General features: G+C 61.5%; 12 protein-coding genes. 10 read left to right on the plus strand and 2 right to left on the minus strand.

All coding sequences use genetic code 11. The features are described 5' to 3' along the window. Positions 1-21: 21 nt before the first annotated feature. The 3 genes from M1E02_RS15610 to M1E02_RS15620 all read left to right on the plus strand — a co-directional run bounded on the left by M1E02_RS15610 (position 22) and on the right by M1E02_RS15620 (position 2,475). Positions 22-1,233 carry a serine/threonine-protein kinase gene (locus tag M1E02_RS15610; protein ID WP_479375127.1) on the plus strand — a complete coding sequence of 404 codons (1,212 nt, stop codon included), beginning with the start codon at positions 22-24 and terminating at the stop codon, positions 1,231-1,233. Continuing rightward, positions 1,230-1,703: a mucin-associated surface protein gene (locus M1E02_RS15615; protein ID WP_479375128.1), complete on the plus strand. Its 474-nt coding sequence runs from the start codon at positions 1,230-1,232 to the stop codon at positions 1,701-1,703. The genes M1E02_RS15610 and M1E02_RS15615 overlap by 4 nt, the downstream gene beginning before the upstream one ends. Before the next feature lie 148 nt (positions 1,704-1,851). Further along, complete coding sequence (locus M1E02_RS15620) at positions 1,852-2,475, plus strand: SRPBCC family protein (RefSeq protein ID WP_479375129.1); 624 nt, start codon at positions 1,852-1,854, stop codon at positions 2,473-2,475. A 74-nt stretch (positions 2,476-2,549) separates the two neighbouring features. On the opposite strand, the gene M1E02_RS15625 is transcribed toward M1E02_RS15620, so the two are convergent. Both M1E02_RS15625 and M1E02_RS15630 read right to left on the minus strand, forming a co-directional pair. Beyond that, entirely contained in the window at positions 2,550-4,769 is a 2,220-nt protein-coding gene (locus M1E02_RS15625; RefSeq protein ID WP_479375130.1) for an NADP-dependent isocitrate dehydrogenase, read from the minus strand. A 178-nt stretch (positions 4,770-4,947) separates the two neighbouring features. After that, positions 4,948-5,418 carry a MarR family winged helix-turn-helix transcriptional regulator gene (locus tag M1E02_RS15630; RefSeq protein WP_479375131.1) on the minus strand — a complete coding sequence of 157 codons (471 nt, stop codon included), beginning with the start codon at positions 5,416-5,418 and terminating at the stop codon, positions 4,948-4,950. A 160-nt stretch (positions 5,419-5,578) separates the two neighbouring features. Between M1E02_RS15630 and M1E02_RS15635 the strand changes: the two genes are divergently transcribed. The 7 genes from M1E02_RS15635 to M1E02_RS15665 all read left to right on the plus strand — a co-directional run bounded on the left by M1E02_RS15635 (position 5,579) and on the right by M1E02_RS15665 (position 11,692). Next, complete coding sequence (locus tag M1E02_RS15635; RefSeq protein ID WP_479375132.1) at positions 5,579-6,583, plus strand: ABC transporter substrate-binding protein; 1,005 nt, start codon at positions 5,579-5,581, stop codon at positions 6,581-6,583. Positions 6,584-6,603: 20 nt separating this feature from the next. After that, positions 6,604-7,410 carry an ABC transporter permease gene (locus tag M1E02_RS15640; RefSeq protein WP_479375133.1) on the plus strand — a complete coding sequence of 269 codons (807 nt, stop codon included), beginning with the start codon at positions 6,604-6,606 and terminating at the stop codon, positions 7,408-7,410. Then, a complete protein-coding gene (locus M1E02_RS15645; protein WP_479375134.1) occupies positions 7,407-8,180 on the plus strand; it encodes an ABC transporter permease in 774 nt (257 codons plus the stop codon). The genes M1E02_RS15640 and M1E02_RS15645 overlap by 4 nt, the downstream gene beginning before the upstream one ends. Next, the gene (locus M1E02_RS15650) at positions 8,170-9,003 is read left to right on the plus strand and encodes an ABC transporter ATP-binding protein (RefSeq protein ID WP_479375135.1); all 834 of its coding nucleotides are present in this window, start codon (positions 8,170-8,172) and stop codon (positions 9,001-9,003) included. The genes M1E02_RS15645 and M1E02_RS15650 overlap by 11 nt, the downstream gene beginning before the upstream one ends. A 58-nt stretch (positions 9,004-9,061) precedes the next feature. Next, on the plus strand, positions 9,062-10,420 hold the full coding sequence (locus tag M1E02_RS15655) for an alpha/beta hydrolase (RefSeq protein ID WP_479375136.1): 1,359 nt from the start codon (positions 9,062-9,064) through the stop codon (positions 10,418-10,420). A gap of 146 nt (positions 10,421-10,566) precedes the next feature. After that, positions 10,567-11,544: a trypsin-like serine peptidase gene (locus M1E02_RS15660; protein WP_479375137.1), complete on the plus strand. Its 978-nt coding sequence runs from the start codon at positions 10,567-10,569 to the stop codon at positions 11,542-11,544. Next, entirely contained in the window at positions 11,525-11,692 is a 168-nt protein-coding gene (locus M1E02_RS15665) for a hypothetical protein (RefSeq protein WP_479375138.1), read from the plus strand. The genes M1E02_RS15660 and M1E02_RS15665 overlap by 20 nt, the downstream gene beginning before the upstream one ends. Positions 11,693-11,701: the final 9 nt, after the last annotated feature.

Genomic DNA, 11,701 nt, shown 5'->3' on the forward strand with positions numbered 1-11,701 from the left:
CGACATTGTGCCCAGTAGGAGATGGGGACGACGGTGGTGGATTCGCCAAGCGACACCAAGAGCGAGGTTGTCCGCGGACGCTACAGACTGGGAGACGTGATCGGGCGCGGCGGAATGGCCTCCGTCTACAACGCCCGCGACGAGAATCTTGGCCGTGATGTGGCCCTCAAACTGTTCGCCCCGCAGGCTCCGGACGCCGAAGAGCTCAAGCGTCAGGAAGCGGAAATAACACTGCTGGCAACCCTTAACCACCCCGGTCTGGTCACCTTGTTCGACGCCGGAATTGATAACCGGATTCCGGACGAACCAAGGCCGTTCCTCACCATGGAACTCATCGAGGGCGAGGACCTCCGGACGAGGATCCGCCGCGGCCCGGTACCGCTGGAGGAACTTGCCGTTATCGGAGCGGGCATTGCTGATGCCCTTGCCTACGTCCATGGCCTTGGCATCATCCACCGCGATATTAAGCCGGCAAACATCCTCCTGGTTCCCGGTCGTGCTGGTGAGCCAGACCGGCCGAAGCTCACGGATTTCGGCATTGCCCGCATCGTCGACGGCACACGTCTGACTGCCACCGGGACCATGGTAGGTACCGCCGCATACCTCAGTCCCGAGCAAGCAAGGGGCGCCGAGATGGGACCGCCCAGTGATATCTACTCCCTGGGCCTGGTCCTCCTGGAATCCATTAAAGGCACCGTCGAGTACCCAGGCAGCGCTGTGGAGTCCGCTGTAGCGCGGCTCCACCGTGCACCGGAAATCCCGCCGGATGTCACCAGCGAATGGGCCGACCTCCTGACGGCCATGACCGCACTCGATCCCCTGGAGCGGCCCACTGCCGCCGATATTGAAGTCGCCCTGCGGCAGGCCGTCTTCTCGCCAGAGTCCGTTCCTGGACAGTTGGTGGAAGAACATACACGCATGCTCCCCGCCATTCCGTCCCACGCTCCACTGTCCTTGCAGTCAGAGTCGCAGGACTACGCCTCGAGTATTTCACCGGACCCCGCGTCAACAACGGCCAGCGAGGACCATGAAGCTCGTAAATCGTGGATCCGGCACATGGGACAGCGAGGGCGGATTGCCCTGGTTTTGCTCGTCCTGGCAGTCATCGCTGCGGTGTCCGCCGTCGGCCTTTCCCTCGCCGCACCGAAGGACCCCGACGTCGTGCCCTACCCGACCGTCACCGGAACCTTGGGCGAACACCTCGAACAGCTGCAGAAGAGCGTGGAACCTTGAGCCCCAAAGCAATTCGGCGCGTGTGCGCCGCCGTCACAGGCGGTCTCCTGGTGTTCTCGCTGGCGGCCTGCGGACCCGCAGAGCCTGAGCTGGGGCACGACGCGTCCAAACGGCTCCAGTCCCGGGTCCTCACCGTGACCGATCTGGCGGCAGCGAACGATCCCGCTGGTGCCCTGGTCGCCTTGGCGGAGCTGGAAGAGCAACTCGAGGCGGCCGGGGCAAACGGCGAGGTGTCCTTTAAGCGGCATCAAAGCATCATGACGGCCATTGAGGCTGTGCGGACTGACCTGCTTGCCGCCCAGTCAGCCGCTCAAGCCAAGGCAGCGGCCGAAGCAGCAGCTGCTGCCGCATCCGCCTCCGCCACCCCGCCCCCTACCCAGGACGTGAAAATTGAGGAGTCTAAGAAAGACGAAGGTGGCAAGGACGACAAGGGCGGCGACGGGGAAAAGGGCAAGGGCAAGGACGACTAGCCATTCCTTCCGGTGACCCCCAAAGCGCTTTTGGTCAGCTAGCTTACTATTTTTTCTCATTCCGGCTACGTTGGTTAAGCAGGCCCATGAAGTCTGCAGAATCAGAACCGCGGACCGCATGTCCGCCAGCTGAAGGAGTGAACTACGCATGGCAACAGTTCAGGAATCCATCAACGTCAACGTCCCGATCACCCAGGCTTACAACCAATGGACGCAGTTTGAGGACTTCCCTCATTTCATGAGCGGCGTCGATTCTGTGACACAGATTGACGACACCACCGTCCATTTCAAGACCAGCATCGCCGGCGTCAAGCGGGAATACGATGCCGCCATCACGCTCCAGGAACCCGACAACCGCATCACCTGGGAAAGCCTGGACCAGCCAAGGAACGCCGGAACCGTCTGGTTCGAGGCGATTGGCCCTACCGAAACCCAGGTGACTGTTGAGCTCGTCTGGGAACCTGATTCAGCCGCCGAGAACATCGGCGCCGCTATCGGGCTGGATTCCCGCCAGGTAGCAGCCGACCTCAAGCGTTTCAAGAAGTTCATCGAGGAACGGGAAGTGGAAACCGGTGCATGGCGTGAAAGTGTGAGCGGTGGCGAGGTGAGCGGTGGCTCGGCTTCCGGCATGACATCGGCATCGGGCACATCAGGAACCACCGTACCCATGGAGGAAGAGATGGGCTACGGCGCCGTCCCAACCGAGCGTCCCGTGAACACTGATCCGGATATGGCTCCGGACGCACCATACGGCCGGCCAACCGACCGTTAAAAGTCGCTAAGACAACAAAACGCCTCGCTGCTCCCAGGAGCAGCGAGGCGTTTTTCGTTATTAACCCAGCCGGGCTACTTGAGCGCGGCAAGGACTTCGTTGAACTTTGCAGACGGACGCATTACGGCCGCTACCTTCTCAACATCGGGACGGTAGTAGCCGCCGATGTCTACGGGTGAACCCTGCACAGCGAGCAGCTCGCCTACGATGGCGTCCTCGTTGGACGTCAGCGCCTCGGCGATCGAGATGAAGGACTCGGCGAGCTCGGCGTCGTCGGTCTGCCTTGCCAGTTCACGGGCCCAGTACTGGGCCAGGAAGAAGTGGCTTCCACGGTTGTCGATTTCGCCGACGCGTCGGCTCGGGGACTTGTTTTCCAGCAGGAAGCTACCGGTGGCCCTGTCCAGGGTGTCGGCCAGCACCTGAGCGCGGGCATTGCCTGTGCTCGTGGCAAGGTGCTCGAAGCTGACGGCGAGGGCCAGGAATTCACCGAGGCTGTCCCACCGAAGGTGGTTTTCCTTCAGGAGCTGCTGCACGTGCTTGGGGGCAGACCCGCCTGCTCCGGTCTCGAAGAGGCCACCACCGTTGATCAGGGGAACGATGGACAGCATTTTGGCGCTCGTCCCAAGTTCGAGAATCGGGAACAGGTCCGTGAGGTAGTCGCGGAGGACGTTTCCGGTGACGGAGATGGTGTCCTCACCCTTGCGGATGCGCTCCAGGGTGAAGGCGGTTGCCTTCTCCGGGGACATGATTTCGATCTGCAGGCCTTCAGTGTCGAAGTCCTTCAGGTATTCCCGGACCTTGGCGATCAGGTTCGCATCGTGGGCGCGGGTTTCGTCCAGCCAGAACACTGCGGGCGTCTGTGAAGCACGGGCCCGGGTAACTGCCAACTTGACCCAGTCACGGATCGGCACGTCCTTGGTCTGGCAGGCACGCCAGATGTCGCCGGGGAATACCTGGTGCTCGATCAGGACGGTGCCTTCGCCGTCCACGAGCTGCATGGTTCCGGCAGCCTGGACTTCGAAGGTTTTGTCGTGGCTGCCGTATTCCTCGGCCGCCTGGGCCATGAGGCCAACGTTGGGAACGGTGCCCATGGTGGTGGGATCGAAGGCGCCGTGTGCGCGGCAGTCGTCCAGGACAACCTGGTAAATGCCCGCGTAGGAGCTGTCCGGCAAGACTGCAAGGGTGTCTGCTTCCTTGCCGTCCGGGCCCCACATGTGGCCGGAGGAGCGGATCATGGCCGGCATGGAGGCGTCCACGATGATGTCGCTGGGAACGTGGAGGCTGGTGATGCCCTTGTCAGAATCAACCATGGCCAGCGCGGGGCCTTCGTCCAGGCCCTTCTTGATGGCAGCCTGAACACCTTCACGGACGTCCTCGGGGAGGTTTTCGAGCCCATTCAGGATAGCTGCGAGGCCGTTGTTGGGGTTGATGCCTGCGGCGGTGAGCTGCTTGCCGTACGTCTCGAACAGCTCAGAGAAGTACGCCTTCACTACGTGGCCGAAGATGATGGGATCGGAGACCTTCATCATGGTGGCCTTCAAGTGAGCGGAGAAGAGCACGCCCTCTTCCTTGGCCCGGGCAACCTGGGCAGCAAGGAACTCATCCAGGGCCGCGGCACGCATGACCGTTCCGTCGATGACCTCGCCCGCAAGGACGGGGAATGCCTTCTTGAGTACCTTGACGGTGCCGTCTTCACGAACCTGCTGGATCTGGATGGTGCCGTCTGCAGGGATAACCACAGACTTCTCGTTGGAGCGGAAATCGTCCGCTTCCATGTGAGCCACATTGGTCTTCGAGTCCGGGCTCCAGGCACCCATGGAGTGAGGGTTCTGGCGGGCGTAGTTCTTCACCGAGAGCGGAGCACGACGGTCCGAGTTGCCTTCGCGCAGGACGGGGTTCACGGCCGAACCCTTGATCTTGTCATAGCGGGACCGGATGTCAGTCTCTTCGTCCGAGGTGGGGTTGTCCGGATAGTCCGGCAACTGGTAGCCCTTGCCCTGCAGCTCAGCGATAGCGGCCTTGAGCTGCGGCAGGGACGCGCTGATGTTCGGGAGCTTGATGATGTTTGCTTCGGGCGTCTTTGCCAGCGCGCCGAGTTCGGCGAGGTCATCGTTGATGCGCTGCTCGTCAGTGAGGAAGTCCCCGAATGCTGCGATGATACGGCCAGAGAGCGAAATGTCCCTGGTCTCCACTTCCACACCGGCAGTCGAAGCGAACGCTTCAATCACAGGCAAGAACGAATAGGTGGCCAGCATGGGCGCTTCGTCAGTGTGGGTATAGATAATCTTGGCCATTCAGGTGTCTCCCTGGTGTATGCGTATAGCTGGAGTCGTGTGTTATTTCAACAGGTCTAACTTACCCGAGGAGGCAAGGTTGGCGTCTACGCCTGTGTCCAAAAGCACTTGCGTTACCGTCAACGGCCGCCCCGGAGCGGCTGAGCGGTAAACGTTCTGGAGCGGGAAACAGCTGGACCTAGAAAGCAATCCGCCGCAACAGGTCCCTGAGCTGGGCACGTTCGGCTGAGCTGAGATTGCCCATTGCCTGGTCTTCCGCCTGCTGGGTGGCAAGGGCCGCCTGGGCAAGCAGCCGCTTCCCTTTGGCAGTGCCTTTGATGACCTTGGAGCGGCGGTCCTGAGGATCCGTTTCGCGTTTCACCAGCCCCCGCTGCTCCAACCCGTCAACCAGTGCCACGATCTGGCTCGGATCCAGCAGCAGGAATTCCGCGAGTTCGCGCTGCGACGGGGCTTCGCCACTGCAGGCCAGCGAGAGCACGGCGTACGACCTGATCTTCAGGTCCAGTGGCGCCAGCAGGGCGTTGGCCTTGGCACTTCCCAGCGCCCGTGCACGCGCTGTCAGGAATTCGATCTCGGCGACGAGGGGGCTTCCCAACAGCCGCTCAAGGCCTTCGGGCGGCGGGATCTCCGTGGTGCGGGGCTGGGTCATTGCTCAATCCTATAGTTGATGGCCGCCATCATCACGGAGTTACCGGAAAAATATAACTATTGACATTTTCAACTATTCGGGCTGACATGGATACATCCACTGTGGCGCAGCTCACTCGGATATCAAGCCAGTCATGGAACTCAAGGAAGAGTCAAAGAAAATGAAAAGGCAACTCGCTAAACTGCTCGCCGCCAGCGCCTTCGCTGCCCTGGCCCTGACGGGCTGCGGTTCCGGCTCGCTCTCTACTCCCGCCGGCTCCGCAGGCACTGCCCCGAGCGGAGCGCCCGCCGCAGGCGGGGACCTTAAGAAGGTCACCGTCGGCGTCCTTTCCATCGCACCCTCCGTGGCCCTTCAGTACGGCATCGACGAAGGCATCTTCGCTGACCACGGCCTCGCCGTCGAACTCCAGACCGGACAGGGCGGAGCAGCGATGCTGCCGGCCGTCTCCACCGGAACCATGAACTTCTCAGTCGGAAATCCGCTCTCGGTGATGCTCGCCGTGAACAAGGGCCTGGACATGAAGATCGTTACGGGCTTCAGCAATTCCAAGGCCGAGGGCGAGGACATCAACGGCGTTGTCACAGCTAAGACTTCCGGCATCACCTCCTTCGCAGACCTGGAGGGCAAGACCGTCGCCGTTAACACGCTGAAGACCCAAGGTGACCTGACCATCATGGAGAGTGCGGCTAAGGCAGGTGCGGATCCGGCCAAAATCAAGTTTGTTGAAATGCCGTTCCCGGACATGCAGGCCCAGCTCGATCGCGGTTCAGTGGACGCGGCCTGGCTGCCCCAGCCTTTCCTTGGCAAGGCACTCGCGGATACCAAGAACGCACTGGTCGGCTACCCCAACCAGACGGCCCTTCCCGGGCTGCCCACCATGGTCAGCTTCACCAGCGGAAACTTCGCCCAGCAGAATGCCGACACCGTGAAGTCCTTCAAGGAAGCCATGGAAGAGACCCTGAAAAAGGCTGAACAGAACCCGGACCAGGTCCGTGCGCTCCTGCCGAAGTTCATGAACATGGACGCCGCAGTGGCCCAGAAGCTGAAGATGGAAAAGTTCGACGGCGAAGTTCCCGCCGCTGTGCTGTCAGACCTCGGTTCCCTGATGGTGAAGTACAACTACGTGGACAAGGAACCCGACGTCGCCGCGATGACCGTCAAATGACAGCCCCAATGACGGTTCAAATGACCGGCAGACTGGCCGCTCAGTCGAGGCGCACCTGGCCGGCCCAGAAGTTCCTGGGTATCGCAGGCATCCTCGGGTTCCTGCTGACGTGGGAACTGATCCCGCGGGCGGGAATCATTGAAGCAAGGTTCCTGCCCCCTGCGAGTGAGGTTATGGCGGCGCTTTTCCGGGCCTTCGGGCTGACCGCCTTTTGGGTGAGCGTGGGGGAAACGATGATTGCCTGGTTCCTGGGCTTGCTGATGGCCGTCATTTCAGCCCTTGTTCTCGGCTTTCTGATCGGCTCATCCGCTTTCCTGGCAAGGGCTACGAGCTCCAGCGTGGAGTTCCTGCGGCCCATCCCGTCAGTGGCGCTTATCCCGCTGGCAGTGCTGATGTTCGGTGTGAAAATCGAGTCCTCGCTCATGCTGATCGTCTATGCATCCTTCTGGCAGGTCTTCATCCAGGTCCTCTACGGGGTTGCGGATATCGACATGGTGGCCAACAACACGGCGAAGTCTTATGGACTGGGCCGAATGGCGAGGATCCGCTACGTGGTGTTTCCCACCGCACTGCCGTACCTGATGACAGGCGTCCGCCTGGCTGCCTCTGTTGCGCTGATCCTGGCTATCACGGCGGAGCTCGTCATCGGGTCCCCGGGACTGGGCAGGGAAATCGCCTTGGCCCAGTCAGGCGGCGCAATTTCCGGTATGTACGCCCTGGTGCTGGCAACAGGGCTGATCGGTGTCCTCATCAACATGCTGATGCGGTTCATCGAAAAGAAGACGTTGTCCTGGCACTCATCGGTCCGTTCGGAGGTGGTGGTATGACCTGGGTGAAGTCACTGGCTTATCTGGTGGGGCTGCCGCTCCTGCTGATACTCATTTGGTGGGCAGCCACCCTTGGCCGGGCAAACTTTTTCTTCCCCGCGCCCGCGGTCCTGATGGAGACGTTCGGTGAAGTCTGGTTCGGGGAACGGATCCTCTCCGATGTCCTCCCCAGCCTGGGACGGCTCCTCACCGGAGTTGCAGCAGCCATCGGGATCGGCATAGCGGCAGGACTGCTGATCGGATCGGTTAAGTGGCTCCGTGCACTGCTGGAACCGACTCTCGAATTCTTCCGGGCCGTCCCTCCGCCCGTGCTGGTTCCAGTGCTGATGCTGCTGATGGGAATCACCGACTCCATGAAGGTGGTGGTGATCATCTCCGGCTGCATCTGGCCCGTGCTCCTGAACACCATCGAAGGAGTGCGTGCCGTTGACGGGGTGCTTTCGGATTCTGCACGAACGTACGGCGTTGCCGGCTGGGCCAGGGTGAGGTACCTCGTGCTTCCTTCGGCCAGCCCCCAGATCATGGCCGGCGTCCGCCAGTGCCTGTCCATCGGCCTGATCCTGATGGTCATTTCCGAAATGTTCGCCTCGTCCTCAGGACTGGGCTTCACCATCGTCCAGTTCCAGCGTTCCTTCGCCATCCCGGAAATGTGGTCCGGCATCATCATCCTTGGTCTGATCGGTGTGGCCATGTCATTCATCTTCAAGTGGACTGAAAGGCGTGTGCTGCGCTGGTACCACGGTCAGAAAGAGGTAGAAAATGCTGGTTAACGAAAAGCCTGTTGTGAAGGACCAGCCGATGCTGTCCGTCCGGGGTTTGAAGAAGGTCTACAAGACCGACGGCGGCGACGTTGAGGCGGTCCGGAACCTCACCTTCGATCTCCGGCCCGGCGAGCTCGCCTGCCTGGTGGGCCCCTCCGGCTCCGGCAAAACCACACTCCTCAAGTGCATTTCCGGACTCATGGCTCCCACCGAAGGCGAAGTCCTCCTGGACGGCACGCGGGTTGTTGGTCCGCCGAAGAAAATGGCGGTGGTGTTCCAGGAGTATGGCCGCTCGCTCTTCCCCTGGATGCGCGTCCGCCAAAACGTCGAGTTGCCGCTGAAAAACCAGGGCGTCCCCAAAGCCGAGCGTGACAGGCTCGTGGACGAAGCCCTCGAAGCCGTAGGTTTGGCCCACGTCCCGCACTCCTACCCCTGGCAGCTCTCCGGCGGCATGCAGCAACGTGTAGCGATCGCCCGGGCCGTTGCGTACCAACCCGAAGTGCTCCTCATGGACGAACCCTTCGCCGCCGTAGACGCCCAGACCAGGGCAGACCTCGAAGACCTCATCCGCACGGTCTGGAAGAAGCTCCGCGTGACCGTCCTCTTCGTCACGCACGATATTGACGAATCCGTCTACCTCGGCGAGCGCGTCATCATCCTTTCCAGCTCCCCCACCGTCATCCAGGAAGACATCATCATCGACCTCCCTGAAGACCGCGACCAGCTCAACACCCGTGCGCTGCCCCGCTTCACCGAACTCCGCCACCACGTCTATGAACAAATCCAACTCGCCAAGAAAGGCCACCGCCCCGCTGCCGCCGTAGTCTCCTGACCAAACCAAGCCTCCTGAACCGAAGACCCTGCAACGACGCAGGAATGGAAGGAACCACATGTTTGCATTGAAGTCCTTGGGCATTGCTACCACCCTGGCCATGGCTGCCGCTCCGGCCGGGGCAGCCGTGGCGCAGGTCCCCGCCGCACCTCTAAACGGAGGCACAGTTACAGGAGGAACACTGGCCAGTGGGGCCCAATGGGCTGCGGAGGTACCCGCGGACTGGAACGGTGCAGTGGTGCTGTACAGCCATGGCTTCCGTCCGGGTCCAGCCAATCCTGCCTGGGATGCCGGGTTCGAACCAACGGCCGATGCTCTCAAGGACCGGGGCTACGCTGTTGCGTCATCGTCCTATGCCAGCGCTGGCTGGGCTCTGGAAACCGCCGTCGACGATCAACTGGAGACGCTAAAGGCTTTCTCCGAGGAGGTGGGGACACCGAGGAGAACCATAGCTTTCGGAACCTCAATGGGCGGTCTGGTGAGCAGCCTCATTGCGGAGGTTCCGGATTCCGGCGTCAGCGGCGTGGTAAGCACCTGCGGGCTTCTGGGCGGCGGCGTGAACCTGAACAACTATCAGCTCGACGGATTGCATGCCCTGGCCCAACTGCTGCTCCCGGGCCAGGAGGTCCAGTTGACCGGTTTCCGCAGCGGCGCCGAGTCGGGTGTCACCATCAACAAGCTCACCGCGGCAATTCAGCAGGCGCAACAGACGCCGGAGGGACGGGCCCGCATTGCATTAGGCGCCGCATTTATGAACACTCCCACCTGGTTCGAGGGCGCTGCCCCGGGAAATAAGGACTACCAGGCAAAGCAGGTCGCCCAGTACAACTGGCTGCTGGGCACCATTCCGTTCGTCGTCGGGGCACGTTCCTTTATTGTTAACGCCGCCGACGGGGACAGCGGTTGGAATGCAGGCGTGGATTACGGCAGGCTGTTCCAGCATTCGGCGATGAAGGCACAGATTGATTCCCTGTACCGCGAAACGGCGCTGGACCTTTCAGCAGATCTTTCCCTCCTGACACAAAACGCCGACATTGAACCTGACCCCGAGGCCTTGGAATGGATGCAAAGCACGTCCACCCCTCATGGCGATCTGCAGGTTCCGGTACTCACCATGCACACCCTGGCCGACATCCTGGCTCCTGTGGAGTACATGGAGGAGTACGCGGAGACGGTGCGCGATGCCCAGGCCACCCCGCTGCTCCGGCAGACGTATGTGGAGCGCACAGGGCACTGTTCCTTCACTGTGGCGGAAACGGTGGCGGCTGTAGAGACAATGAATGAACGGCTCGACGACGGGCACTGGGGAAACCTCGCCGAAGCTTCCGTCATCGACCAGCGCGGCGAATCCCTGGGCCTCGGCGTGGCGGACTTCATCCAGTACCGCCCGGACGAGTTCATCAACGACCGCAGCTAGCTCCGGCGCCGCAGATTGTATGCGGCCGGATCCCACAAGTCCCGTATTTTTCATTTACAAACGTGTCATATCTGGATAGGTTCATCCTCACCACATGGGAGCGGCCCTCAATAGGGGGCCGCTCTTCCCAACGGATTAGGAACATTATGAAAACATCCAGGTCTCTCGCCACGAGTCTGCTCAGCCTTTCGGCTGCAGCGCTCCTCGTCATGTCGGCCGGAGGCGTGGCCACGGCCGCGCCAGCCGCACCGGATGAAGGCGGTTCGCGCGGTGTAACAAGCAAGGCCGTGAATGCAACAGGCGCCGCCGAATACTGGACGGCTGAGCGGATGCGTAGTGCCATTTCTGGCGACGTTCTGGCGAACAAGGCCCTGGCCCGGGGCAACAAGTCCAGCGCGGACACTGTGGAGAGGGGCTCGAGCACCAAAATTTCCGGCCAGGCCGCTCCGAGCAAGCCCAGCCTGCACACTGATGAAGCCCCGGTATCCCACATCGGCAAGGTCTTCTTCACCCTTCCCGGTGGGAACTACGTCTGTTCAGGCAACTCCGTAGCGTCCGCGAACGAAAGCACAGTGTCCACCGCCGGCCACTGCCTCAACGAAGGCCCCGGCGCCTTCGCCACCAACTTCGTCTTCGTTCCCGCCTATCTGGATGGAGCTGCCCCGTACGGCAAGTTCGCGGCCACCTCGCTGCACACGCCCACCCAGTGGAGCTCTGCAGGCGACATGCAGTATGACACCGGGTTCGCCGTCGTCGCCCCTGTTAACGGCAAGACCCTGGCGGACACCGTTGGCGCATCGGGCGTCCAGTTCAACGCCGCACGCGGCCTGAGCTACACGTCCTACGGCTACCCCGCCGGCAAGCCCTTCGACGGCACTTCCCTTGTAAGCTGCACCGGAACCGCCAGCGACGATCCTTTCAACCCGCAGTTCAACTCCCAAGGCATTTCCTGTGACATGACAGGCGGCTCCTCAGGCGGTCCCTGGTTCATCGGCTCAGGGTCCGGCGGGGTCCAAAACTCCGTCAACAGCTACGGCTACGGCAAGAAGTACCCCATCATGTACGGCCCGTACTGGGGATCAGTCATCCAGCAGGCGTACTCGGATGCCTCATCAGCCAGGTGAAGCCAACTCCGGACATCCTGAGGTAACTTCCCATGAGGTAGAAAAAACGCCTGAGGAAATCCTGGAGTACTGGACTCCCGAACGGATGGCGCAGGCCAATCCCCGGGAGCTGATTCTTCCGCCGGATGATCCGGAAGAGGACAACTGAATGAAGATA

The organism is Arthrobacter sp. Z5-13 (assembly GCF_056499105.1).

What these genes read in the sequence shown, in the direction of transcription:
- M1E02_RS15610 (WP_479375127.1), top strand. Translation starts at nt 22, where the DNA reads ATGGGGACGACGGTGGTGGATTCGCCAAGCGACACCAAGAGCGAGGTT.
- M1E02_RS15620 (WP_479375129.1), top strand. Translation starts at nt 1,852, where the DNA reads ATGGCAACAGTTCAGGAATCCATCAACGTCAACGTCCCGATCACCCAG.
- M1E02_RS15625 (WP_479375130.1), bottom strand. Translation starts at nt 4,769, where the DNA reads ATGGCCAAGATTATCTATACCCACACTGACGAAGCGCCCATGCTGGCC.
- M1E02_RS15630 (WP_479375131.1), bottom strand. Translation starts at nt 5,418, where the DNA reads ATGACCCAGCCCCGCACCACGGAGATCCCGCCGCCCGAAGGCCTTGAG.
- M1E02_RS15635 (WP_479375132.1), top strand. Translation starts at nt 5,579, where the DNA reads ATGAAAAGGCAACTCGCTAAACTGCTCGCCGCCAGCGCCTTCGCTGCC.
- M1E02_RS15640 (WP_479375133.1), top strand. Translation starts at nt 6,604, where the DNA reads ATGACCGGCAGACTGGCCGCTCAGTCGAGGCGCACCTGGCCGGCCCAG.
- M1E02_RS15645 (WP_479375134.1), top strand. Translation starts at nt 7,407, where the DNA reads ATGACCTGGGTGAAGTCACTGGCTTATCTGGTGGGGCTGCCGCTCCTG.
- M1E02_RS15650 (WP_479375135.1), top strand. Translation starts at nt 8,170, where the DNA reads ATGCTGGTTAACGAAAAGCCTGTTGTGAAGGACCAGCCGATGCTGTCC.
- M1E02_RS15655 (WP_479375136.1), top strand. Translation starts at nt 9,062, where the DNA reads ATGTTTGCATTGAAGTCCTTGGGCATTGCTACCACCCTGGCCATGGCT.
- M1E02_RS15660 (WP_479375137.1), top strand. Translation starts at nt 10,567, where the DNA reads ATGAAAACATCCAGGTCTCTCGCCACGAGTCTGCTCAGCCTTTCGGCT.
- M1E02_RS15665 (WP_479375138.1), top strand. Translation starts at nt 11,525, where the DNA reads ATGCCTCATCAGCCAGGTGAAGCCAACTCCGGACATCCTGAGGTAACT.